Raw genomic sequence first — 24,252 nt, forward strand, 5'->3', positions numbered from 1 at the left:
TGTAGCTATTATTTATCATGAATCATTTACAGTTCAAATTTTCATGGGTATCTAATTGATAAATAAAATAAATTTATGAATCACACACCCCAGCGAGGGATGTTGTGGTCTCCGTAGGAGATACAGACGTTCTTCATTTCTGCGAACACTTCGAAGCTGTACTCGCCACCTTCACGGCCTACACCGGAGGCTTTGACACCACCGAATGGTTGGCGCAGGTCACGCACGTTTTGGGTGTTAACAAACACCATTCCAGCTTCAATACTGCGTGATAAACGTAAAATCTTGCTGACATCTTGCGTCCAAATATACGAAGCAAGGCCGTACTCGATATCATTTGCCATGCGTAAACCGTCTTCTTCAGATTTAAACGGAATTAAACAAGCCACAGGCCCAAAGATTTCTTCTTGTGCAACACGCATGCGGTTATCGACATCAGCCAGTACGGTAGGACGTAAGAAATTACCGCCTTTGAGGTGGTCAGGTAGATCAGTCGGTTTGTCTGGGCCACCCGCTAACAAGGTTGCGCCTTCTTCCATACCTAAGCGAATATAACCCGAAACCTTGTTCCAGTGCTGCTGGCTGATCAATGCACCCACTTGGGTTTTCGGATCGTTCGGGTCACCGACGATCAAGCGGTTTGCACGTTCCGCAAAGCGTTTAACAAACTCAGGATAGATACTTTCTTGGATGAAAATACGTGAGCCAGCCGTACAGCGTTCGCCATTAATGGAGAAAATCGTAAACAGGGCAGCGTCTAGTGCACGCTCAATATCCGCGTCTTCAAAGACCAGTACCGGTGATTTACCCCCTAATTCCATGGAATACTTTTTCAAGCCTGCATTTTGCATAATAGTGCGGCCAGTAGCCGTGCCCCCAGTAAAGGAAACCGCACGGACATCATGGTGTTTGACTAAAGCATCTCCCGCAGTGCTACCGTAGCCTTGAACCACGTTCAAAACGCCTGCTGGAATACCGGCTTCCAGAGCCAGTTCACCAAGGCGATTCGCTGATAATGGTGATAACTCAGACATTTTCAGAACCGCAGTATTACCCAGTGCTAAACAAGGGGCGGTTTTCCATGTTGCGGTCATAAATGGCACGTTCCATGGGGAAATCAGCGCACAGACACCCACAGGTTGAACCAAGGTGTAGTTCATCATCTTGTCATCAACAGGGTAAGTACGGCCATTCATTTGCTGGCAAATTTCAGCAAAGAATTCAAAGTTGTGTGAAGCGCGTGGGATCAACACGTTTTTAGTTTGGTGAATAGGCAAACCAGTGTCTTTGGTTTCCATTTCTGCAATTTGCGGGACATTTTCGTCGATCAATTCACCAAGGCGACGCATTAAGCGAGCGCGCTCTTTCATCGGGGTATTGGACCATTTTGGAAATGCGTCTTTTGCTGCGGCAACGGCTTGGTTGATTTCGTCTTGTCCACCCGCTGCGACTTCAGCGAGTACTTCACCCGTTGCAGGGTTGGTGGTTTCAAAATAGTCTTTGCTAGCAACGTTTTTACCGTTGATCCAATGATTAATCTTAGTCATTACACACGTTCCTCATAGTCTTTTTCGCTGATAATGGTGTTGACCAGTTTGCCAACACCTTCAACTTCAACAATGACTTCGTCACCCGGCACGACATCAGACAACCCTTTTGGTGTCCCTGTCGCAATCATGTCTCCCGGTTGCAGTGTCATAAAGTCACTGAGGTAAGCAATTAAAAAGGGAATATCGAAAATCAGATCGGCAGTGGTGCCTTTTTGGCGTAATTCACCATTTACATAGGTGTATAAAGCTAAATTATGCGGATCTTTAATGGCATCTTTATCGACAATCCAAGGGCCAATCGGCGTTAAGGTATCACGGCTCTTAACACGTAAATTTGGTCGATAATAGTTCTCTAAATAGTCACGGATCGCATAGTCATTACACACGGTATAACCTGCGACATAATCCATGGCATCTTCTCTTGAGACCTTGTGAGCCGTTTTTCCAATCACCACCACTAACTCAGACTCATAATGCATATATTCAACATTATCAGGGCGAACAGAAACTTGGCGGTGGCCCGTTAAGCTGCTTTCTGCTTTTAAGAAAATTAAAGGTTCTTCAGGTGGCTTAAATTCTAATTCGGCAGCATGGTCTGCATAGTTCAAACCAAGGGCAAATAACGTCCCTTGAGCAGGGGGTAACCATTCAACATCAGGAGAATCACCCGCGATCACATCCCCATTAGGTAATGTAATGGCTTCGTTATCACCAACAGTGACGGAATATTCAGTGCCTTTAAAAAGGATTTTGGCGCGTTTTGTTATCGTAGACATTATTTTCCTCCTGCTGCCACAACGGTATTTTTCAGGCTAGGAAAGCCTTCCGCTTGGATAACCACGTCATCACCGGGTTTGATGGTGACACGTTGCTGTGGCGTTCCGAGCAGGATCACATCCCCTTGCTTTAAGGTGGCGAAGTCACTTAATGCAGCCACTAACTCGCTAGCATTGCGGATCAGATCTTTTGTTGACCAGCGATCCACTTCTTTGCCATTCACTAGGGTGATGATATCGACAGGAGTATTTAGCGAAGTAGTCACCATTTCACCGATTGGGCAGAAAGTATCACGGCATTTTGCTTTAATTGCAGGGCGATAGAAGGTGTCTTCTGGCAAGCTCACTTCATTTGCCAGCGCAAACCCAGCAATAAATTGATGAGCATCCTCTTTACTGACTTTGCGTGCATTTTTACCGATCACCAAAGCAAGCGTAGCGCCACTTTGCACTTCTTCACCTATAGGGTGCAAAATTTGCTCACCTGAATTGATACGCGTATTACGCGGCTTAATAAACCACACAGGGGTTTTTGGTGGGGTCTTATAAGGGGCTTGCTGGAATGCCTCAAGCCAATGGCTAAGCTGGCTTTGGTGATTGAGGGCAACGGCAAATACAGTGCCTTTCATTGACAACTCCTTAATGAAAAGAATTCAACTTTCGAGTAATTATTAATATATTAATAAAGTATAATTTTTAAATTAGCAATAGGTTTATGTAAATGTTAATTTTAATTGTGATCTCATTAACATAATTGAGTCATCTTTCTGTAACATGCTGTTATAAATGAATTTATTATTTTTTCAATTTTTTTTGATTTACAAAAAATTAACTTTAAAGTTGAATTTTAAATTATTTACTCATTAATATTTTAGGGTTTTTCTTTGAGATTGTTATTTGACCGTGCTACTCTTGAATAAGGCAAATTGGTGATGTGGAAATTCATGGTGATAACCAAAGGGTTTCACTAAAGCATTGTGCCAATAAAGCACTGTGGCAGCCGCCATAAAATACCTAAATTAGGCTAAATAACGTTAATTAAGTGGTGAGTTTTAAGCTTATGCATGAATCATTGACAATTGCATTATTGCAGGCAAGGGAAACCGCAATGGGTTTTTTCCGGCCGATATTAAAGTCGTATAATTTGACTGAACAGCAATGGCGTATCATTCGCGTTTTAGCTGATAAGCGTTCAATTGATTTTCATGAATTATCAGTCCAAACCTGTATTCTGCGCCCAAGTTTAACGGGGATCCTAACCCGTATGGAGCGCGAAGGTTTAATTTTCCGCTTAAAACCGTTGAATGATCAGCGCAAATTATATGTCTCTTTGACACCGGCAGGGCAAGAGCTGTATGACAAAGCACGGCAGGAAGTGGAAGAAGGTTATCAAAAAATCGAGCTGGCTTTTTCGCCAGAGAAAATGCAGCAATTGACCGCGTTGTTGGATGAGCTAATCGCTTTAGAGAGCCCAGACTACAGTGAGATGAATAAGCGGAAAAGTGCCTAAATTTTCGTCATATTTCGAGCTCTAGCTGTGTTGGCTTCTTTCGGCTATTTGGGTCACATACTGATGTATGCTCCCCAAACTATCCTCAATTGCCGCCTTGCTAGAGTTCGAACTATTTAGAAAATTAATTTGTCTTCGTCATATTTCGCATTGTGACATTGTTGCTGGCGCTGGCTACTGGGTCACATATTGGTGTGTTTTCATCGGACTTTCTTCAATTGTCGCCTTCTTATAATTCGAATTATTTAGAACATAGTTATTACTTAAATAATTCACTTTTCCGTTTAGATTCACTGAAGTTGAACTTCATTTATACTTTTAGTTGAGTAGCCAATCCCTCACTGTCATATCTTATTTGTAATTGTGAAATTACCTATAGGTTGCTTGTGACAAATTCTTCAGAAAAATCATTCCTAATAAAATCAAATGATTGATTTTCAGTATATAACGTTAGACTTTATCGTTAATTGCAATTTGGTCAAATTAATGCAGTGAAATAGCGTAAAAAACAATATTAAGAATGAAAGTATTAATTTTTAGTCATGGTGGATTTTTTTTATCTAAAAGCAGTTAATGAGAATAAGTTACATTACGGTAAATTTACTGTTCGTAACGAAAATTTAGATAACATGACAAAATATCAAATTATGTGGCGTTTATTATGCTTATCGTTGTTTATGATTTCTCCTTATGGCTACACGGAAAATCAATTATTCCCTTCCACGAATGAAAGTATTCAATTTGAACAGAAACAACGGTTAGAATCGGAGTTAATCCAGCGTAACCTATTGGAAAAACACAATGTAATCACCGTTGATGATACTTTTTCCAAACACGGTCAAGATGAAATCTGTTTCCCGGTCGATAAGATCCAATTTGTCGGTGCCACACAACTCACCAGTAAAACTCAGACTCAGTTAACCTCACCTTACTTAAAACGCTGCCTCACGCTAGGTGAAATACATAAGCTCACCAAGCATGTGACTAATTACTATATAGAACAGGGGTTTATTACCTCTCAAGCCATCATTCCTGAGCAAGATTTATCGTCACATCATCTCGCTTTACAAATGATTGAAGGAAAGATTGAAACTATCGAGATTGATAACTCCCCAGAGCGCCTAGTTCATCAAATATTTCCTTATCAACAAGGTAAAATATTAAATCTACGGGATATTGAACAGGGGTTGGAGCAACTCAACCGGTTATCGTCCGCTAAGTACACTATCGATATCCAGCCAGGAAGCCAAAATGGCTACTCTCGGATTATTATTCATCAGCAAGGGAAAAAATGGCCTATTACGGGCCAATTGAACTTCGATAATTCAGGGATGAAAGCAACAGGAAAACAGCTGATTACAGGCGGTTTGACGGTAGATTCCCCATTAGGGTTTGGTGAGCAGTGGTCAGCCTCGGCCAATACCGATATGGATGGAAGTGCATCCCATCATAGTCGTTATATCGTTGCGAATGTGAATGTGCCTTATGGTTATTGGTCTTACCGTTATCAGTTTTATCGTAATAATACATTACAGCCGTTTTATACATTGGATCAGCAATACCGTTATGAAGGCAAAAATACCAACCAACAATTTGATGTCAGCAACTTAATTTATCGCGATGGCAAACAGCGTCTAACCTTACAAGGCAGTTTCAAACATAAAAATGCCCGCACTCAGCTAGCTTCCCAAACCCTGAGTATCAGCAGCCCAACTTTAACCTCGCTCTCATTTACCCCACAATACAGTACCGCGCTGGGACAAGGTTACTTCACGTTTAACCCTGCTGCTGAATGGGGGATATCTGCCTTTGGTGCCTCACCGGACACCCTCGCGCAAGGCTCACCACGAAGCCATTACCGCAAATTCAGTCTAAGTAGCAGTTATCAGTATTTTTTCGCTAATGGTTTGACTTATTTAACCTCATTTTACGGTCAATATTCGCCCGATAATTTATACGGCATTGAACGCATAAGTATTGGAGGCCAGTATTCTGTCCGTGGCTACCATGAGCAGTCTTTGAGTGGTAACCGAGGTGGCTATTGGCGTAATGAAATCAATAAAGACATCGCCAATACGGCAATTGGGCAACTGCGTTTTATCGGAGCGTTAGATTACGGGTTTATTGCCTCAGATAAATACCACGTTGAACATGACACCCTAGCTGGTGGAGCCGTTGGCCTCTCTTTTACAGGCAATAGCCTAATTTATTCTCAGTTTCTACTCAGTAAACCTTTGCATTATCCCTCACAACTTAAACCAGACAATTGGTCGGCTTATTGGTCGGTCTCATTCTCTCTGTAGCTTTACGTTTTTAAAGGATTATTTATGCTAAATGAACAATTACCTTCTCGCTCTAAGCGGATATTAAGTTACACCATTATTTTCTTAACCGCAGTCTACCCCTTACATCCCGCTTGGGGAGCAGCCATGACGGCGGCAGATAAAAACACCCAAATCAGCCAACAAAATAACGTCCCGATTATTAATATCGCCACGCCGAATGGGGCAGGAATATCCCACAATAAATTCCAACAATTTAATGTCGATAAACAAGGTGCGGTACTCAACAACGCCACCACTAATGTGAATTCCCAAATTGCAGGGCAAATCAAAGCCAATACGAATTTAAAGGGAAATGCCGCTAATCTGATTATCAACGAAGTTACCGGCAGTAGCCGCTCAGAATTACAAGGTAAGTTGGAAGTAGCAGGCAAAGGGGCGAATGTCTTAATTGCTAACCCGAATGGGATTACCTGCAATGGCTGTAGCTTTGTGAATACCCCTGCGATTACCTTAACCACGGGAAAACCTATTCTGGATAACAAGGGGGCTTTGTCTGCGGTTGAGGTGAAAAAAGGCAGTGTGGTTATCGGCGCCAATGGCATGAATACCGAAGCGCAAACCTATGCCGATATTATCAGCCGCGCCACCGAACTAAATGGGCAAATCAAAGCCAAGAACCTGACCCTGATGCAAGGCACCAACCGTGTTGACTTTCAAAAAGGCACCGTGACACCGATTGCGGGTGAAGGAGCAAAACCCAGTATTTCCGTAGATACCAAAGCACTGGGTGGGATGTATGCCAACCAAGTGAAATTGGTGAGTACGGAATCAGGGGTGGGGATTAACCTCAGTAATGTGCAAGCCAACCAACATGACCTGACGTTAACCGTCGATGGCAAAATTACCCTTGCCGGCAATATTCAAGGGAAAAAAGACATCAATGTTAGCACCAAAAACCTGCAAATTAACGCCAATGCCAACGTGAATGCCGCCAAAGACATCACATTAGCCACCAACACCCTCGCCAATAACGGGAAAGTTACCGCAGGCAAGGATATGCGTGTCTTTGCTGATAACGTCAGTAACACAGGAAATAGCGCACTCATTCAGGCACAAGATAATCTGTGGATGCAAAAAAATGCCAAAGGGGATTTGAGTACCCTGATTGAGAATAAATCGGGGACGATAAAGACCAATGCAGGGGATTTGGTGGTTCGTACGAAGCAATTGACCAACATGTCGTTAAATACCCACTACAAGGAAAATACGATACAACCGACCTCCACAAGTAAGAACTTATTAATAGACCGAGTTAGAGAAGGAGGCGGGAATTATGATGTGGTCATGAATGCAAAGTTGGTTAACCCTCTTCCTAATAAGTGGTTCGGTGTAGCTGATTTTTCAAATGCATTTTATAAAGAGGGTGTTTTAGTCAATACAGGTCAAAGTATTTACTCTGATGATTCAGTTCGGCTCGGAGAAATAGTTAGCGGTGGAAATGCTTATCTTAATGGTAATCAAATCACTAATGATAACGGTATCATTTCTGCTAAGAAAAATTTAATTTTAACCGGTAATACTTTAGATAACAGTCAAAATATTGGCTGGAAAAAATACACCTATAAAAATTATGTCATCGATCCTTCGAACAGTGGAAGTGGAATAGTTAATATTAGAAATATCAAAGAATTAATTTTAGAAACGCATTATAAAATACAAGGTGATGTGTTCATTTTGGAATTGATTGATAATGTAAAACAAAGAAAGGGTTACATTCAGGTGCGAATCTCATCCTCGATTTTAAACATTCGATCAGCAGTGAGAACAAACTACCTATTACCTCATCACTGATCTCAAAAATAAATCACATCGATTCCCCCGCTTATTTAATGTCAGCAAAAAATATTATTTTAAATTCTAATAATATAAATATTTCTACTAACTTACAGTCTGAAAATGATCTGTCTATTATCGCTGGTCAAAACATCAATATTCATGATGCACAACTGGTTGCAAAACAATCACAAAGCCTAATTGCCAATAACGACCTTAATCTTAAACAAGTCAATTTAACGGCTAAAGACAGCACCTTAATTGCGAAAAATGGCGATCTTCAATACAGTTTAAACCCCGTTTCTGCCTTTAAAGAGAATGTATTATCGCCCCCGGTTCTCAATGCCGCAAATTCGTTACATATCCAAGCGGGTAAAAATATCACTTTTGATAATGCGCAATTAGCTAAAACGAATAAACTTACCCTAAGTGCCAATGACAATATCCTTATTCGTCGCGATGAACTCAACTTAATGAAACTCGCGGCTTCAGAGCCTGTCGCCAATATCAATGCGTTACTCACAAAAACAGGAAATTGGGCAAGTTCAGGGGAGATAAACCTCACTGCAGGTAAGAATATTGAAGCGCGTGGCATTGCCTTCAACAGTGGAAAATCACTGACGTTCAATGCAGGCCAAGATATTTTGTTAGGCTCAAAAGCGATTAAGGATGTCGATAATGTATTTAAAACCAATCGCTATCCAGAGTTGCGTTCTCAGCTCATCGCGAATGGCAATATTACGTTAAATGCAGCCCGTGATATTGACTTGCAGTCGGCTAACCTTCAATCCACAGACAAGGTCATAGCGCTTTCAGGTCGTGATATTAAATTAACGGCTACCGCTTACTCTGCCATTCCCAACCCCAGTGAAGATAACCAAGATGTGCGTTATGTGACCTCGACACTTTCCGGTACAAAGGCATCACACTGGCCTCCAATGGCGCACTCACTGCACAAGGCAGCATAATCAAATCCCTAGATGACATCACATTATCAAGCGGGGGAAATGTACGTTTAGAGTCGGTCAAAACGAATTATCGAAAACAATCAGGGAAAAAATTTGAAGAGTTATATCGTCAAATTGGCACTGAAATTAACAGCGGTAAAACGCTGACCATTTTGTCAGAGGGGAGCATTCTTTTCCAAGCCTCACGTCTCGTTGCCAAAGGTGCGATGGATATTGCGGCAAAAGGCGGGTATCTCTACGCCCAAGCCATGGAAGAAAGCAGTTACTTCGAAGAGTATAAAAAGAAATGCAATAGATGGACGCTTTGTATTACGAAAAAGGAAGTGAGAAAAACACGCAGTGATAAAACCAATAAAGTCACTGAATTTACCGCAGGTGGCGATATTAATCTGTATGCCAAGGATGATGTGACATTAGAAGCGACCAAAATTAATGCGGGCAAGAATGCCAAAATCACCAGCCAAACGGGCAAGGTCAATTTTAAAGCGGTCAAAAACTCGCAATTTGAACAGGTGATTACAAATTCTAACGGTTTTTATATCACCCAACGTAATAAAGGCTATACCTCAGATAAATGGGTTTTACCTGTATTGCATATTGGTGGAAAACTGACTGTTGATGCGAATAAAGGGATCACTGCGGATGTTAAAACTAAAGAAGGGCAGTCATTCGAACAGGCATTAGCAATATTAAGTCGTACTCCTGGGTATGAGTGGCTCGGGGACATTAAAAATAACAAAAACGTCAATTGGGCTGTTGTAAAAGATGCTTATAGCCAGTGGGATGTAAAAACTGAAAGCCTTAATCCAGTCGTAGGTGCTGTGATTGCCATTGCTGTCGCGGCTGCTACTTATGGAACCTCTACAGCCGCCAGTATTGGTGGGTTAGCGAGCTCTACTGCTACAACCATGGGTGCTTCAGCGACAACAGCGTCAATGGCTTCTGCTGCGGCACAGGCGGGGTTTGCCTCTCTCGTTTCTCAAGCTTCCGTCGCATTAGTCGAGAACAAAGGAAACCTGTCAAAAACCTTATCCAGTCTAGGGGAAAGTGATACCGTAAAATCAATTGTGACCAGCATGATTATTGCGGGTTCACTTGAAGGATTTGATATCGCGTTATATGGCAAAGCGACAGATCCGGCCAAAGTGACTTTACCAAAACTCAGTGATGGAAATTGGACTCAAGTCGCACAGCGTGTGGCAGGGCAAAGTGCTATCAGCTCAACCATCGGAACAGCGATCCAAGGTGGGAGCTTTAGTGAAAACTTTAAAACAGCCCTACTCAGTAATGTGGCAGGGCAAATTCAAGCTGAAGGGGCTAACCTGATAGGCGATAAATTCCAGTATTTATATGTAGATAAACAGGGAAATATTCTAGGACATACAGGAAAAGCTCTTAGTCATGCGGGTTTGGCTGCACTAAGTGCAGAAATTAGTGGTGGCAATGTAAAAGGAGCCGTTGTTGGTGCATTAGCCGCTGAATTGGCTGCACTATCTCTTGATAACAAAAGTAAAAATAATTTAAATGCAGATACTCAAATAATCAAGGTGGTTGGGGCTTTATCTGGCGGTATTTATACAGGTGAAGCGAGTGGTGCATACAGTGGTGCTAATGCCGCAGAAAATGTATTTCTTTTTAATCACCATTACCATAATTTTTTTGGAAATACGGGCGATAACTTTTTCGCAAGTGGTTTTGAACTTGAAAAAGTATTAGCGAGTGATAGCAGCCTTACGGAGCAAGAAAAACGTAGTATTCGGAAAAATTATCTTAACGGTGCTGGGGGAGAAGACCCTGTAAAGTTAATATTAGAGCATCTTCCCGTTTCAGATACTATGATGGCATTAGCACAGGCCAAGGATACTAAAGATTACGCAATTGCACTATTAACATCGTTACCATTAGAACGAGCTGTAGCCGTTATGGGGCGATTGATCAAAACAACAGGCACGGCCCTTCAGCGGAAACCATTAAAAGGAGGGGCTGGAGGTAACTGGAATGTCATGAATGAAATCGTTGACCCAACTGTAGTGAAACAGGTGACGCCGACTAGTTGTGGCGCTGCATGTGGGGAAATGATATTAAAAGATCGTAATATTTTCACATCTCAGATTAAATTAGGTACAGAATTAACATCAATGAATTCACTTGCCAATAAACTAAATAAAGTTGATAGCGGTTGGGTTGCTAATAATGTTTCTTCCTCAAGTTTTGAGTCATTAAATCGTACCGGTTCTTGGAGTGCAATGATGTGGGACTCAGGTAATAAAGTTGGTCATTGGGTTGTTGTTAAAGGCGTAGACAATGGAGGTAATGTAATAATCAACGATCCATTTAAAGGAACACGGTACACAATGAAAGTTAACGAATTTAAGGATGCATGGAATGGACATAGTGTCTACAAACCATAATATATTTTTATTATCAATAGATTATGATAATACAACGAAAAATATTAGCTATGGTTTTAGTGTCAATAAAGAAACTAAATTTTTCATGGCAAGTATATTTGAGGCTAAAGGAATAAAAGGTATAAATTATACGGATGAACTCGATAAGTTAATAATGTCTATAATGCCATATAAACCAGAAATATCTAAATTTTTAAGTGAGATAACTTGGGATTATATCGAAGGCAGAAATATATCTCTACCAGCTAATTTAATTTAAAACATGGTTCTACGCTAGAATCATTATTCAAATTTTGTAACAGTCTCCTATTGATAACCTGAGTGAGCTTGATGAGGCTTCCAGTATTTGAATGGGTTTGTTGGATCAGCGAGGCCATTTGAGCAGAAATATACGGTTCATCCACTGTGAGGTGTTTTGACTTGAAGGAGGGTTTATCCGACGAAGCCTTATATGTATTAGCTCAGACCTTACAGTTACCGGTTATTTATAAGGTGTCTGTCAGGTCAAATCTAGTTCAGTTTTTTCTGCCGGGGGGAGGGCGGCCTAGACTGTAATTTAAATTGTGTATTTGCCTGCTTTTGATATGTTAATCCCAACAAAAAAGCACGAGCTATCAAATGACACTACGAGAATTTTTAGAGGGGCCTTGGAATGGAAATGCCGTTTTTAGTCAGTAGTGTATATCTTAATAATATACAATATATTAATGGAAAGGCTTTTTTAACTATATCGATAAACGGTGTTAGTCACGTTTTTATAGCGTATCCTGAAGGGGGGGAGATATCAGTCATGAGATCATCGGATGAACTATCAAAACTATTAATGCACCTATCACAATATGAAAGCTCGATATATAAAAAGATATTCACCTTGGTATGGGATTATGTTAAAGGCAAAGACGTAATACTTCCTGCAAAATTATTATAAGAAATCTGGTAATAACAATCAGTAAGCCCCAATGATAGGGGGTAGATAGCTCTAAGTTCAATAGAATTGAGCAAAAAAGATTGAATTCACAGGCGGCTATAATTTTAGCCGCCTGTGAATTCTTATCGACACTAATACACTTTAGAGTTTATTTAGATCCCAAAACTAAAGGTGTTAGTAATTTTCATCCTCAATAGGAATAATTTATATGAATGAGTCTTTTGATGAATTAAATCATTTATTGTTTGGATTACCTTATAATTATGAGGATAAAAACAATTATGATCATCACGATTGGGTCATCAAAACTTATTTTGATCGGATGTATAATGATCACCGTTTCTTAGATGTTGTAGACCACATAGTTCATAAGAGAGGCTATAGTACTGATGGTGCATATTGTCATTTTGCTTGTGAGTATGATGGATTTTTAGATGATATGATTTTTAAAGAGGGGGTTTTTTTTGCAATAGGTTATCCTCCAGAAAAAGAAGATGAAATAGTCGTCAGTGAAGAAACTTGCTTCCACTATGTCAGATTAGCTTGTGAAAAATATTTAAAAGTTCATCCTGAAGACTTAGCTAGCGTAAGTAATTTATTATCAAAAATGCAAATGTCATAAAATAGGATTCTATTGCATTAATAGACAATTGAATAAACATAGTCGGCTAACTTACTATCAAAAGGTAAGATTATTACGCTTTCAGACCATGATATTAAATTAGGCTTAATATCTCAAAATTAATCCCCCATCATAGAAAAAGAGCAGTTGCATGCCTTTGCGACTAACAAATTGGTTGAGGAAATTAATAAATTAAATTCTAAATCACAAGCCGAGAAGTTTGCAGTTGGGATTGGTGCTTATGATCCTTCTATGGAGAAAACAGCATTTGGGTTTAGTAATGGTAAAGTCAGTGCGGAACTCGTTATGTTTTTATTGCTTTATGTGAAAAAAAATGGCTTACTAAAGCCAAATGCTACATAAGGAAATCGCATGAAACACCAAATAATCATGAGAATAATTGGATCTGAACAGGGGTTAATCACGAAAGACCTTTCAAATTCAAAAAATGATGCGATCCTAATTAATTCAATTAGTTATTCTAGAGAAAAAGATGAAAATGGCACTCCAATTCTACGATTGACGATTGATAAAGATTTGGGTCACTCAACCAAATTTATCTTTGATGCTATCAAAAACGATGAAAAAATAGATATTACTCTTAAATATTTTATTGATGGGGAAGAACCTTCTATTATCAATTATAACAATGTCATTATTGACAGTATACAATCGTTATTTTGCGCTGAAGGATTCAATTTCGATGATAACCTTGCGATAAGACAAGGTAAACCGTATGAATTAATTCAAGTGATTTCATATAATTAAGTATTATAACCTTGATGGTGATTATTATAAATCACCACCATCAAAATGAAAAACAAGACTATTTACACCAATTAAGATAAAAAGCTATATATTAGTATCAGAGGTCATAGTGAAAATAAGAAATATAGATAAGTTAAATAAAAATGACTTTATCAAACTTAGTTCAATTCATTCATCCATTGGAAAAGGGGATGATTTTGATTCATGGTTTGAAGAATCAGTATCAAGTAAAAAGATTCCCAAAATATTGTATTTGATTTATATTATTAACTATTTAACTCTTGTTTTTTTTATGGGGGCACCATTAATTCTATCACTAATACCTTTAACAATCGCATATTTAATCCCTGTATTAATGGTTTTATTTATAGACTCAGTAAATAGTAAAATACCTTTTTTATTTTATCTATCCATAAAATTTAAACTTTTAATTCACTAATGAAAATAAAAAATTATAAAATACTAATTTTCGTCACTATGTAATTCAAGAATCAATTTCAATTTTATTGCTGATGCTGTTAATGAATATAATAACATTGGCTTATTTCCTATAGCTAATTTTCTTTTATAATTTTCACTAGTCCATCTTTCTATTCTAAACCCGACGTTATCTGGAAAATAGCGTTCAAAAAAACCTAATTTTCTTAATCCTTTAGAAGTTTTTGTTGGTAATTGTCTTATTTCAGTTCTTTTCTTTGGATCAATAATTTTAAATGCTCCAAAACCGATATAAAGATTATTTACAAAATCAACATCATAATAAATTTTCTTAGCTGTGATGCTATCTCCACCTAATGCTATAGTACCTTGTTCTATTAAAAATTTAACTGGATCTTGTCTAAAGTTTATTTCACCATCAGTTAACTCATACGTAATATCAGAAATACCTTGATATACACGACCTCCACCATAGGCCATGCTTATCGCACCGGACGTTTTCATTCCGTGACTTCCAATTGTTTTACCTATTCTATAACTAAAAATACCAACTGCTGTTTGAATTGCACCACCTAATATATCAAGGCTCTTGTCACCATAAAAAAGCCAGCCTTCACCAAAATAAGACCTAGTTGCATTATATAGTTCTTTACTTGCCTTTCTTAATTGGGAATACGCTAATTTTTCTGATTCATATTCGAGTTTAATTTCCTCAGTGTATTTATATATATCGGGCCAATTCCCCGTTGAACCTATGTTCTCTCTAAACCAATCCCGAGTGCTATCTACTCGTTGATGCCTAGCATTATTATTATACAGTGCTATATTAAAATCAGCTCGGATCAACCTTATAACTTCATTTATTTCACTTCTGTAACCTTGTTTACAGTAGGGGTCGTCAAGAAAATACCTTGCAGATAACTCAGATATTTTTCTTAATTCATTTGCATACCATTCAAAGGTCTCTTCTGGGCTAGAGAACATTAAAAGCTCCTTTCTTCCCATATACTGTATGTACTAGTACCTGCAATAACATGCTCCCAGGTAACCGATTTAAATCGAAACGATACAGACTCTTCTGGTTGGGCTTGATTGTGAGTAACAGAATTAGGATAAAAACAATTTAGGTCAACAATTGAGGCATCTGTCAGTTTTATTTTATAATACAGCTCTAACCCACCATTCATTGATGTTCTATAAAAAGTAAAGTCGCACGTTAATATCTCACTCGATGTTAATGCTTGAGAAAGTAGTGGGGAAGACTTATCAATTGGCTTACGAATACTAATAGGCTGAAAACTGACATTTTGATGCATCGATAAATTAGAAGACAACTCATTAATAAGAATTTCGTTTTCATGTCCCTTTTGATACTTATTCCCGATAGAATCTATCGTTGAGCATCCTTTCGAGATTAAACCTTGTTTATTTCCTTTTAGCGTAAGATAAATTATATTCGCCATTTTAAGCATTCCCTTTGTCATTAAAGATCAATATAGATAGTTCACAATACCATATACATTACTTAAGTTAAATATTATGATTTAGCATAGATTGCGTTTACCTTGATTTTAAAATTTCCATAAGACCTATTATGTTAAACTGGCGAACTTAGTGTCTAAAACACCCGTTAGACATCATAAAACTGCCTCAGTGCGACTTTTAGCAACGTTGAGATTGAATGCGAAAACACACTGAAATCGTCGAAAAACATAAACCTGTTTTGTGGTGATAGACGATTTAACCAACCAAGTTAACGAGGGTCGTAGCCGAATCAATTAGGAAAAAGACACGTGGTCATGTCTGTCTATTTGAGGGATAAAACTTACATGAGGGGAGAAAATAAGAGTGCTAATTTTGCTTGTGAGTATGATGGATTTTTAGATGATATGATTTTTAAAGAGGGTGTTTTTTTGCAATAAGTTATCCTCCAGAAAAAGAAGATGAAATAGTCGTCAGTGAAGAAACTTGCTTTTACTATGCCAGATTAGCTTGTGAAAAATATTTAAAAGTTCATCCTGAAGACTTAGCTAGCGTAAGTACTTTATTATCAAAAATTCAAATGTCATAAAATAGGATTCTATTGCATTAATAAATAATCGAATAAACACAGGCGGCTATAATTTTAGCCGCCTGTGAATTCTTATCGACACATTTTAGGTAATGTTTCTTTTTTGGGGCTACTTACCCAGTAAGTGTAAGAAATGGATATGTTTTTCGTATTGGTCTAGGATATCGTGAATGATTTGCTCTTTTGCCCAGCCCATCACATCGTAGTCTTGCCCACCTTCTTTTAAGTGAATTTCAGCGCGATAGTAGCGTTGCTCCTCGCTCTTTTCATCATCACTTTCTGTCCCCATACCCGATAACGCAAATGACGGTTGAATATAGTAACGGAGGCGAACTTCGTATAAAAAGTTCATATCTTCGCCTAAATCCACTTCAAAACCTATTCGGTCATCTTTATCAGTATGGATATGGCATACAGTACCTTGCTTAGCCAGTTCTTCAGATACCATTTCCATTGATGGCTTCACAGATTCTTCCATAAAGCGTTTAACATGCGCGCGTTTAGGGAAATATACGATGTTACGCAAGCGTCGCTGCCACGGAATAGGGTTACGGCTGGCAGTTGGTGCAATGGTCGCTAACTGTTGGCTATCGCGCTTATAGGCATCGACTCTTAAGGCTTTGAACAAGCCATAAATGGAGGCGAGCAAAACGACAGCAAAGGGAAGAGCACTCGCAATTGTCAGTGTTTGTAACGCTTGGAGACCACCTGCGAGTAACATTGTTATCGCAACGATACCCATTAAACCCGCCCAAAAGATACGTTGCCAAACAGGGGTATTAGAATCGCCGCCTGAAGCTAAAGTATCAACCACCATTGCTCCTGAATCCGCTGAAGTCACGAAAAACACAATGACCATTAGCATAGCAAAGAAAGATAAAACCGAAGAGAATGGAAAATAATTAAGGAATTCAAACAAAGCGAGAGATACGTCTGCCTGAACAGTTTCGGCTAATAAGGTTGCGCCTTTATTTTTAATTAAATCAATCGCTGTGTTACCGAAGAATGTCATCCACATTAAAGTGAAGCCAGCAGGGACAAATAATACCCCCATGACAAATTCACGAATACTACGACCGCGAGAGATACGGGCAATAAACATACCGACAAATGGCGACCAAGATAACCACCATCCCCAATACAGTAGTGTCCAGCCGCCTAACCAATTACTTGATTTGGGTTCATAGGCATAGAGATTGAAGGTTTTATTGACGATCTCTGAAAGGTAGCCACCTGTATTCTCAACGAAAGATTTTAAAAGAAGCACAGTTGGCCCTAAAGCAACGATTAATACGAGCAATAGAAATGCGAGGCCAAGATTGAGTTCCGATAAGATACGGATACCTTTATCTAGTCCTGAAACAACGGAAATTGTTGCAAGCCCTGTAAAAATGATGATCAAAGCCACCTGTACGGTTTCGCTGACTGGTAAACCAAATAAATGGTTCATCCCAGCGTTAACTTGCAGTACACCGAAGCCTAAAGATGTTGCAACACCAAATACCGTCCCTACTACTGCAAATACATCAACTGCATGGCCTATTGGGCCATAAATACGCTCACCAATAATGGGGTAAAGGGCAGAGCGTAATGTGAGAGGGAGGCCGTGGCGATAGCTAAAAAACGCTAAAATTAATGCGACAATGGCATAGATAGCCCAAGCATGTAACCCCCAGTGGAAGAACGTTAAGCGCATGGCTTCTTTTGCGGCTTCAACGGTTTGCGGTTCACCTACAGGTGGGTTGAGGTAGTGCATTACGGGTTCTGCAACCCCAAAAAACATTAGCCCAATTCCCATACCTGCTGAGAAAAGCATGGCAAACCACGAGACATAGCTAAAATTGGGTTGGGCGTGGTCCGGGCCTAATTTTATTTGCCCATAACGGGAGAGTCCCAGATAAGTCACACTCAAAAGAATAATAGCGACGGCTAGAATGTAAAACCAGCTAGCATTATTGAATAAGTTTTGCTGAAGATGACTTAGATGAGATTCTGCGACTTCTGGCATCAAAGCGGCAAAGCCAACGATAACCAAAATAATAACGGCAGAGCTATAAAATACAGGGGGACTAATTTTAGAACGAATTTTTTTAGAATCAGTATCAATTTGACTCATAACAACCTTCTTTTGTTTTGTTTTATTTTATTTTTGGCATACCGATATCGACAAATATGCAGCGAGCTGTCCTTCTTAATGAAACAATGAATAATTGCGAAAAATTTCCCCTAAGGAAACGAGATAGAAAGAACAATAATATGGTGTTGAGGGCAGGCTAAACTGCCAAAAATAGCGATGAAACCCGGGTCTTTATCACCTTCATAAGTTAAAAAATAGGCGGTTATACTGCCATGATACGAGTGAATGATCAACAAGATCGGGAAATAACATTAAATAGAGGATAAAAATATCATGTTAATTATCATTAAATTAATAATTAACAGTGCAGTATTTACATGTTTTACCAATAAGTTAACGCAAATGAGTGAAAGTAAGTACTAGATAAGTAAAAACCTTAGATAAATGGAGGTGGAAATGTGATTAGCGTAATTGGCTATCCTTACTGCCACGCCGATTATAGCCACTAAACGTAGATTGTTTTTTGTCTAATTCATTTTGGCAGTTGATACAGAATTTAACGCCGGGTAATGCTAAACGGCGAGCCTCAGGAATTGCCTCACCACACTCTTCACAAAACTCGGCACTTTCACCTGAGTGCAATTGGCGACGAGCTTTCGCTACCGCATCATCAAGAGTGGCATCAATTTGTTCTTGAACAGCATCTTCATTTGCCCAACCATTTGCCATCATTCACCTCTGCTTGATTAAATATTGACCTATATACCAATATAGAGGCGAGAAAATTTAATTCAAGGGCAATTATTACTCTAAAGATAATGTCATATAAATGTGGTCCATTCCCTCTTCATCATACATTTCTCCCTCAGTTTGGTACCCCAGAGTATGGTAAAAATCAATGACAGTATATTGCGCTGAAAGAGCGATTTTATGGTAATGATGAGAACGGCCATATTGCTCTACAAATTTCATTAATTCACGTCCTAGCCCTTTACTTCGGTGTGATTTTTGTACTGCGACACGGCCAACTTTGATGAGATTGTCTTCAAGTAGTACACAACGTAATACTGCAGCTGGCTGCCCATCTAAATACAAAACGACATGTAATGCGGACTCATCATATTCATCGACATCGATATCAGCGGGAAACCCCTGTTCTTGAGTAAAAACTTGTTGGCGCAGGTTGAAAGCATCAGTAAGGAGTTCTGGGTTTGTGTACCCCATGCTATGTTTAATTTGCATTAGTTTTCCTGGTAGCTAGCGAATAAGAAACATAATTATATCGTGGAATGGCGAAAGAGTTAGGTGGGTTTTGTTGTTTTTTTGCACCAAATAAGAATGCAGGCATTTAAAGCCCACATTCTTGAAGGGAACTGAGCGGAAAATTATTTTTTATTGGTTTCTGCGTCATTTTCTGCTTTGAGCGATTCCGTTTTTTCTTTCATATCGGTTGCGACTTCGTCAGCTTTATTAATCGCATCCGTTTTAACTTCTTGGCTCAGTTCTGACGCATTTTGTTTTAACTCTTCAGCTTTATTTTGCGCATCTTTCGTTAATTCATCAGCTTTTTGTTCACCATCTTCTTTTAATTGCTGGGCTTTTTCTTCAGCTTGTTTAACGGTGTCACTTGGTTTGGATGAGTCATCACAACCTACGATAACTGTAACAATTCCCGCGAAAAGAAGTGAAGTGATGAGTTTTATATTCATAAACATATCCTTAGCACGATGCTGGTAAAAATGTTATTGAAGCTCGATATTGGCATAATCGCCAATGTGTATATTTAACTATAGTTGAAATTAAGTGAGTTATAAAATAATTAGGTAAAAAACTGAAATCGTTATATTTTTTTTGATTGTAAACTCAAGTGAATGCTTTTTTTTGGAAAGTCATCTCTTGTTCCATGCTATAGAGTTATAAAATATAGAAAACCAAGCTAAACTGTTCGAACTTATTATTAAATAAATAATGAAAACAAATGTATGGCTTAGATAACAAAGGAATAGCATTATGGCGTACTATTATTCGTTGATTATTTTAAAATTTATTATCGGTTTTGCCATTGTTATCACTCATATGAATCTATCGGGAAAAACGCAGCTTTCCCAAATGACTCCTATTGATTTTATTGGTAATTTTGTTTTAGGAGGTATTATTGGTGGGGTGATTTACAGTGATACTATCCCATTGTACCAGTATGTGACTATTTTAATTATTGGTGTTTTGTTTATAAGCTTTTTGAACTTTTTAACAAAAAGATTTAATTTTTTTCGTAATGTGGCCATTGGTAATCCCATACCTATCATTAAAAAAGGCCAATTTATAATGGAAAACATCTTAGAAAAAGCCAATAAGATAGACCTCATCAATATTTCATCTCGAATTCATGCACAAGGCATTCATTCCTTTCAAGAAATTTATTATGCACAAATAGAACCTGATGGGCAGCTAACCATTATTTGTGATGAAAAAAATATGCCATCAGTGATCCTGATAAAAGAAGGGGTTATTAGAAGCTATGGTTTGGAATCTATCGAAAGAGATGAAGCTTGGTTAATGCAGCAAATTGAATTACAAGATATTGAATCAATAAACGATATTTTCTTAGCTGAATTTTGGCGTGGTGAAGTCACTTTTATTTTGCGGGATGGTAAAATAAACCGCAAGGGAGCACAGCATCTGAAAGTTATAGCTTAAATGAATAGGTCGGTGAAATGCAGATAACATTTCACCGACAGAGACCTAATTATTGTTTTAAATCATCATAAAGCATTAATGAGGATTTATTATCTGGGTCACCAATATAACGAGGTTGAGGTTTAAATGCCTCATTAAACAGGCTTTTTTCGGGCTCAAACCCAGTATAGTTTAAACCTGCTAAATCAGACCACGCGTAGATAAAGTCCATGTTACTGAATGGTCGGGTTGTTTTATCATTCAAATCAAATTGATGAGTTGATAGCCACTCAGGTGATTGCCAAACTAGGAAAGGCACATTATAAATGACCTTACTTGGCTTACCTTCACTACGCCCTAACATTTCATGAGGCGGGGTATCATAAACATCTTCACCATGGTCTGAGAAAAACACCAGAAAACCATTTTCTTTTGAAGAATCAAAGTCCTTGATTAATGTTGAAACAACATAATCGTTATAATGTTGTGCGTTATCATAAGCATTATAATCTTTCACTTCGTCATCATTTAGGTTAGCGGGAACCACGCTGTCTTTATCTTTGAAAATGGCTTTATCTTCTGGGTAGCGGAATTCATAGCGCATATGCGTTCCTAACAGATGGACAACGATAAATTTCTTTTCTGCTGGGTCTGCAAGCGCTTCTTTGAATGGTGCAAAAACCACGTCATCATAGATACGTGAGCTTTGAGCCATATCATTATTCAAATAATATTGCTTATCTGTTTGGCGAGAGAATGCCGTTAATAAGGTGTTGCGTTCAGTCATCGTCTGCTGGTTAGTGATCCAAAACGTTTTAAAGCCCGCTTGCTTCATCATGTTCATCATAGAAGGGCGCGAATTGAATAGTTCAGGCTCAGTTTGTGTCGCAAACGTCAGAATTTGTTGTAGTGCTTCAATAGTATAAGGTCGCGACGTCACAACATCATTGAATACGGATAAATTAGCAGGATAATCCCTTGCAAGTTCATCTAACTCAGGTGTCGTTGGGCGTGAATAGCCATATAGGCTCATTCTATCGCGGCTGGTGGACTCACCTATTACTAATACAAATGTGCGGGGTGTATCACCGTTTGCATCGACAAAGTTTTCTAATGGTGGAATTTTACTGTTGTCGCGGATTAATTCCTCCATGTTTGCTAGCTGGTTTTTATATAAAAAGTAACCACTCACAAACTGCCATGGGGCAGCGTAGGCGAGTTTACTATTTAAATATGATGCGACATTAGCCATTGGTCGGTCTTGTTTAATGCCTTTGTTATAATAAGGAATACCGAACAAAATAACTAAAATTAACAATGAAATACCGATTCGCCCTGACTTTGGCAGTGTTACCGGTTTTAGACGTGTCCATAGGAAAATTGCGACTACAGTATAGGCGAGTATGACACCTAAGACTTTGAAGCTAAAATATTGTTTAAGGAATTCGCCTGCTTCATTAGTATTGGTTTCAAACATCACAAACATGACACTTTGGGATATTTGATGCCCATAAACCACAAAGTAGGCGAGGGCAACTACCGAAGAAAGCCATAAAACAATACCAATTAGTCCCGCAACTAACTTAACTTTTTTAGGGAACAGTAGGGCAGGAACCAGCCAAAGAGAGCTATAGAGTAGTGAATCTCTTAGGCCAATAGAATTACTTTGTCCTGTTACGAGCACATACAGTTGTAATAGTGATGAAAAATACCAAAAGTAGATTAGTAACCAGAACAGTGAGGTCCAGCTAAATTTTTCCGAGTGTGTAGTGTTACTCATAGGTTTTTAAACTCTTGTTTTCTATTATTGTTAAATCGAATTGAAAAATAATTGAGAAATCGGTTTTTAGATATAAAGACGTAGTTTAAGTTCCAAAATATATTATCTATAAATAATATTTCCTTAATAATCATATAACCGTTTGTTTACTAGTGTTTTTTAAAAGCTGTTTTGTCCGCTTGGAATTGGGCAGCTATCGTGATATTCAATTATAGACGATGTTTTGCTAGCCATTGTTAAAATAGTAAAATGTCCAATTAGCATTTGTCATCGTCTTTACGCCATTGGTACTATCCTTTGATATATTTATGGTATATAAGAAAATTTGACGAATGCATCAATGAAGGGTGAGAGCAATACATGTTAGATAATTCATTTGTGGCTTTTTTAAAATCACCTCTATCAATCAGGGTGTTGCTTTCATTGCTAATTATTATTGATGGCGCAATGATTTTAAAGCCTGTATTAAGTGCTTATACCGACTACATTGATTGGCGCGAGTCAGGGCTAACACAGTGGTTAAAATCACTCGGCTTTATGAAGTTACTGGATATTCCTCGTTTTTTATTGGGAATTTCACTGATTTTCCTATCGTTATTTATGGTTAACGGAGCCCGTATTGCTTGGGTGTTCTCCTTATTTTTACTTGGGATTATTTCATTTGTTGACCTGCGGTTAACACAAGAAAACATACATCAAGGTTATTTTTCCCTCTTTTTATTGGTTGCTTTGTGCCTTTTTTGGAAGTTGTATCATCACCATAGCTTAACCAGTGCTGGCTTTGTGGCAATAACCTGTATTATTGCATTATTGCTGTATTCCATTTTTGGTACTTTATATATTGGTGATGAATTTTCACCAGTGGTTAAAGACGGCACAACGGCCTTTTATTTTGCTTTAGTCTGCATGACAACGGTCGGGTTTGGTGACATTGTTCCGGTTACCGTGGATGCGCGTGTATTCACGGTGACGGTGATTATTTTAGGAATTACAATTTTTACCACTTCAGTGGTTTATATTGTTGGGGTGTTAGCGAAAGGTACGAAAGAAATCGTGCGTAAGAGGTTTTCTTATATGAAAAATCATTATGTGGTGATTGGTAGCACACCAATGGCTGTCAATGTCTATCAAGGGCTGAAAAAACGAGAGCTGCCGGTGGCTGTGATTTGCCAAGAAAACCATCGCAGTCATTATCCCGAAAAAGATAATATTGTGACCGGTGACCCAACCAGTTCCGAATTGCTCGCCGCTGCTAATGTTAAACATGCAAAGTGTGTGTTAGTGATGACAGATAGCGATTCGCTCAGTACTTTCGCTTTATTGGGAGTGAAAGAGCAAGCAGGGGAAGGTAGCTCGGTAAAAACCGTGGTGCTAATTAACCAAGAGAGCAATATGGATAAAGTTCGCTTACTTAAACCTGATATGTTGTTTTCATTATCTACGCTAGGTTCAGAGGTTTTGATGCAAGTGCTTTGCGGTGAAGCAATATCGAGCGACTCTATTAGTGATATGCTGTTGAACAAAGTTGCAAAAAGCTAACCTTAAAATAAAAATAACGG

At 38.6% G+C, this 24,252-nt stretch carries 24 protein-coding genes; 14 read left to right on the plus strand and 10 right to left on the minus strand.

Annotated features, from left to right (window positions below):
• Window positions 1–80: 80 nt before the first annotated feature.
• The 3 genes from hpaE to P3L40_RS04180 are packed head-to-tail and all read right to left on the minus strand — an operon-like array spanning window position 81 to window position 2,955.
• Window positions 81–1,547, minus strand: coding sequence for a 5-carboxymethyl-2-hydroxymuconate semialdehyde dehydrogenase (hpaE, locus tag P3L40_RS04170; protein WP_094962174.1), 1,467 nt, complete (start codon window positions 1,545–1,547; stop codon window positions 81–83).
• Window positions 1,547–2,326, minus strand: coding sequence for a fumarylacetoacetate hydrolase family protein (locus P3L40_RS04175; protein WP_094962175.1), 780 nt, complete (start codon window positions 2,324–2,326; stop codon window positions 1,547–1,549). Before P3L40_RS04175 ends, hpaE begins: the two co-directional genes overlap by 1 nt.
• The gene (locus tag P3L40_RS04180; RefSeq protein ID WP_196731729.1) at window positions 2,326–2,955 is read right to left on the minus strand and encodes a fumarylacetoacetate hydrolase family protein; all 630 of its coding nucleotides are present in this window, start codon (window positions 2,953–2,955) and stop codon (window positions 2,326–2,328) included. The genes P3L40_RS04175 and P3L40_RS04180 overlap by 1 nt, the downstream gene beginning before the upstream one ends.
• Before the next feature lie 431 nt (window positions 2,956–3,386).
• Here P3L40_RS04180 and hpaR point away from each other — a divergent pair, with 431 nt between their 5' ends.
• The 11 genes from hpaR to P3L40_RS04235 all read left to right on the plus strand — a co-directional run bounded on the left by hpaR (window position 3,387) and on the right by P3L40_RS04235 (window position 14,090).
• Complete coding sequence (gene hpaR, locus P3L40_RS04185) at window positions 3,387–3,836, plus strand: homoprotocatechuate degradation operon regulator HpaR (protein ID WP_110592370.1); 450 nt, start codon at window positions 3,387–3,389, stop codon at window positions 3,834–3,836.
• Window positions 3,837–4,465: 629 nt separating this feature from the next.
• The gene (locus tag P3L40_RS04190) at window positions 4,466–6,139 is read left to right on the plus strand and encodes a ShlB/FhaC/HecB family hemolysin secretion/activation protein (protein ID WP_210852708.1); all 1,674 of its coding nucleotides are present in this window, start codon (window positions 4,466–4,468) and stop codon (window positions 6,137–6,139) included.
• A gap of 24 nt (window positions 6,140–6,163) precedes the next feature.
• Window positions 6,164–7,972 carry a filamentous hemagglutinin N-terminal domain-containing protein gene (locus P3L40_RS04195; RefSeq protein WP_272515336.1) on the plus strand — a complete coding sequence of 603 codons (1,809 nt, stop codon included), beginning with the start codon at window positions 6,164–6,166 and terminating at the stop codon, window positions 7,970–7,972.
• Between the two features lie 38 nt (window positions 7,973–8,010).
• Window positions 8,011–8,922: a hemagglutinin repeat-containing protein gene (locus P3L40_RS04200; protein WP_210852706.1), complete on the plus strand. Its 912-nt coding sequence runs from the start codon at window positions 8,011–8,013 to the stop codon at window positions 8,920–8,922.
• A gap of 152 nt (window positions 8,923–9,074) precedes the next feature.
• A complete protein-coding gene (locus P3L40_RS04205; protein ID WP_210852705.1) occupies window positions 9,075–11,333 on the plus strand; it encodes a DUF637 domain-containing protein in 2,259 nt (752 codons plus the stop codon).
• Entirely contained in the window at window positions 11,317–11,592 is a 276-nt protein-coding gene (locus tag P3L40_RS04210; RefSeq protein WP_407072567.1) for a hypothetical protein, read from the plus strand. The genes P3L40_RS04205 and P3L40_RS04210 overlap by 17 nt, the downstream gene beginning before the upstream one ends.
• Window positions 11,593–11,985: 393 nt before the next feature.
• Entirely contained in the window at window positions 11,986–12,261 is a 276-nt protein-coding gene (locus P3L40_RS04215) for a hypothetical protein (protein WP_096864821.1), read from the plus strand.
• A gap of 208 nt (window positions 12,262–12,469) precedes the next feature.
• A complete protein-coding gene (gene cdiI, locus P3L40_RS04220) occupies window positions 12,470–12,883 on the plus strand; it encodes a ribonuclease toxin immunity protein CdiI (RefSeq protein WP_136134808.1) in 414 nt (137 codons plus the stop codon).
• Between the two features lie 147 nt (window positions 12,884–13,030).
• On the plus strand, window positions 13,031–13,246 hold the full coding sequence (locus P3L40_RS04225; protein ID WP_136134809.1) for a hypothetical protein: 216 nt from the start codon (window positions 13,031–13,033) through the stop codon (window positions 13,244–13,246).
• A 9-nt stretch (window positions 13,247–13,255) separates the two neighbouring features.
• On the plus strand, window positions 13,256–13,651 hold the full coding sequence (locus tag P3L40_RS04230; RefSeq protein ID WP_112307870.1) for a hypothetical protein: 396 nt from the start codon (window positions 13,256–13,258) through the stop codon (window positions 13,649–13,651).
• A 109-nt stretch (window positions 13,652–13,760) separates the two neighbouring features.
• On the plus strand, window positions 13,761–14,090 hold the full coding sequence (locus P3L40_RS04235; protein WP_094962182.1) for a hypothetical protein: 330 nt from the start codon (window positions 13,761–13,763) through the stop codon (window positions 14,088–14,090).
• Window positions 14,091–14,113: 23 nt separating this feature from the next.
• Here the strand turns inward: P3L40_RS04235 and P3L40_RS04240 are convergent, their stop codons facing one another.
• The gene (locus P3L40_RS04240) at window positions 14,114–15,073 is read right to left on the minus strand and encodes a hypothetical protein (RefSeq protein WP_036958546.1); all 960 of its coding nucleotides are present in this window, start codon (window positions 15,071–15,073) and stop codon (window positions 14,114–14,116) included.
• Entirely contained in the window at window positions 15,073–15,552 is a 480-nt protein-coding gene (locus P3L40_RS04245) for an Hcp family type VI secretion system effector (protein WP_036958545.1), read from the minus strand. The genes P3L40_RS04240 and P3L40_RS04245 overlap by 1 nt, the downstream gene beginning before the upstream one ends.
• 485 nt (window positions 15,553–16,037) lie before the next feature.
• Between P3L40_RS04245 and cdiI (P3L40_RS04250) the strand changes: the two genes are divergently transcribed.
• Window positions 16,038–16,160, plus strand: coding sequence for a ribonuclease toxin immunity protein CdiI (gene cdiI, locus P3L40_RS04250; protein ID WP_231665161.1), 123 nt, complete (start codon window positions 16,038–16,040; stop codon window positions 16,158–16,160).
• 109 nt (window positions 16,161–16,269) lie between these two features.
• Here the strand turns inward: cdiI (P3L40_RS04250) and P3L40_RS04255 are convergent, their stop codons facing one another.
• The 4 genes from P3L40_RS04255 to P3L40_RS04270 all read right to left on the minus strand — a co-directional run bounded on the left by P3L40_RS04255 (window position 16,270) and on the right by P3L40_RS04270 (window position 19,946).
• A complete protein-coding gene (locus tag P3L40_RS04255) occupies window positions 16,270–18,276 on the minus strand; it encodes a BCCT family transporter (RefSeq protein ID WP_094963056.1) in 2,007 nt (668 codons plus the stop codon).
• Between the two features lie 423 nt (window positions 18,277–18,699).
• Window positions 18,700–18,966, minus strand: coding sequence for a DksA/TraR family C4-type zinc finger protein (locus tag P3L40_RS04260; protein WP_036958544.1), 267 nt, complete (start codon window positions 18,964–18,966; stop codon window positions 18,700–18,702).
• A 75-nt stretch (window positions 18,967–19,041) separates the two neighbouring features.
• On the minus strand, window positions 19,042–19,479 hold the full coding sequence (locus tag P3L40_RS04265; protein WP_136134810.1) for a GNAT family N-acetyltransferase: 438 nt from the start codon (window positions 19,477–19,479) through the stop codon (window positions 19,042–19,044).
• 143 nt (window positions 19,480–19,622) lie between these two features.
• A complete protein-coding gene (locus P3L40_RS04270) occupies window positions 19,623–19,946 on the minus strand; it encodes a hypothetical protein (protein WP_036958543.1) in 324 nt (107 codons plus the stop codon).
• 301 nt (window positions 19,947–20,247) lie between these two features.
• Between P3L40_RS04270 and P3L40_RS04275 the strand changes: the two genes are divergently transcribed.
• Window positions 20,248–20,934 carry a DUF421 domain-containing protein gene (locus P3L40_RS04275; RefSeq protein WP_004905262.1) on the plus strand — a complete coding sequence of 229 codons (687 nt, stop codon included), beginning with the start codon at window positions 20,248–20,250 and terminating at the stop codon, window positions 20,932–20,934.
• Window positions 20,935–20,983: 49 nt separating this feature from the next.
• On the opposite strand, the gene cptA is transcribed toward P3L40_RS04275, so the two are convergent.
• Window positions 20,984–22,693, minus strand: coding sequence for a phosphoethanolamine transferase CptA (gene cptA, locus P3L40_RS04280; protein WP_036958542.1), 1,710 nt, complete (start codon window positions 22,691–22,693; stop codon window positions 20,984–20,986).
• A 360-nt stretch (window positions 22,694–23,053) separates the two neighbouring features.
• Between cptA and P3L40_RS04285 the strand changes: the two genes are divergently transcribed.
• Complete coding sequence (locus P3L40_RS04285) at window positions 23,054–24,232, plus strand: ion channel (protein WP_096864750.1); 1,179 nt, start codon at window positions 23,054–23,056, stop codon at window positions 24,230–24,232.
• Window positions 24,233–24,252 lie beyond the last annotated feature (20 nt).

The sequence above is a fragment of the Providencia sp. PROV040 genome, assembly GCF_032706145.1.
Lineage (GTDB): Bacteria > Pseudomonadota > Gammaproteobacteria > Enterobacterales > Enterobacteriaceae > Providencia > Providencia hangzhouensis.

Coding starts and splice junctions, on each gene's coding strand:
- hpaE (WP_094962174.1), bottom strand. CDS start 1,547: ATGACTAAGATTAATCATTGGATCAACGGTAAAAACGTTGCTAGCAAA.
- P3L40_RS04175 (WP_094962175.1), bottom strand. CDS start 2,326: ATGTCTACGATAACAAAACGCGCCAAAATCCTTTTTAAAGGCACTGAA.
- P3L40_RS04180 (WP_196731729.1), bottom strand. CDS start 2,955: ATGAAAGGCACTGTATTTGCCGTTGCCCTCAATCACCAAAGCCAGCTT.
- hpaR (WP_110592370.1), top strand. CDS start 3,387: ATGCATGAATCATTGACAATTGCATTATTGCAGGCAAGGGAAACCGCA.
- P3L40_RS04190 (WP_210852708.1), top strand. CDS start 4,466: ATGACAAAATATCAAATTATGTGGCGTTTATTATGCTTATCGTTGTTT.
- P3L40_RS04195 (WP_272515336.1), top strand. CDS start 6,164: ATGCTAAATGAACAATTACCTTCTCGCTCTAAGCGGATATTAAGTTAC.
- P3L40_RS04200 (WP_210852706.1), top strand. CDS start 8,011: ATGTCAGCAAAAAATATTATTTTAAATTCTAATAATATAAATATTTCT.
- P3L40_RS04215 (WP_096864821.1), top strand. CDS start 11,986: ATGGAAATGCCGTTTTTAGTCAGTAGTGTATATCTTAATAATATACAA.
- cdiI (WP_136134808.1), top strand. CDS start 12,470: ATGAATGAGTCTTTTGATGAATTAAATCATTTATTGTTTGGATTACCT.
- P3L40_RS04230 (WP_112307870.1), top strand. CDS start 13,256: ATGAAACACCAAATAATCATGAGAATAATTGGATCTGAACAGGGGTTA.
- P3L40_RS04240 (WP_036958546.1), bottom strand. CDS start 15,073: ATGTTCTCTAGCCCAGAAGAGACCTTTGAATGGTATGCAAATGAATTA.
- P3L40_RS04245 (WP_036958545.1), bottom strand. CDS start 15,552: ATGGCGAATATAATTTATCTTACGCTAAAAGGAAATAAACAAGGTTTA.
- P3L40_RS04255 (WP_094963056.1), bottom strand. CDS start 18,276: ATGAGTCAAATTGATACTGATTCTAAAAAAATTCGTTCTAAAATTAGT.
- P3L40_RS04260 (WP_036958544.1), bottom strand. CDS start 18,966: ATGGCAAATGGTTGGGCAAATGAAGATGCTGTTCAAGAACAAATTGAT.
- P3L40_RS04265 (WP_136134810.1), bottom strand. CDS start 19,479: ATGCAAATTAAACATAGCATGGGGTACACAAACCCAGAACTCCTTACT.
- P3L40_RS04270 (WP_036958543.1), bottom strand. CDS start 19,946: ATGAATATAAAACTCATCACTTCACTTCTTTTCGCGGGAATTGTTACA.
- P3L40_RS04275 (WP_004905262.1), top strand. CDS start 20,248: ATGGCGTACTATTATTCGTTGATTATTTTAAAATTTATTATCGGTTTT.
- cptA (WP_036958542.1), bottom strand. CDS start 22,693: ATGAGTAACACTACACACTCGGAAAAATTTAGCTGGACCTCACTGTTC.
- P3L40_RS04285 (WP_096864750.1), top strand. CDS start 23,054: ATGTTAGATAATTCATTTGTGGCTTTTTTAAAATCACCTCTATCAATC.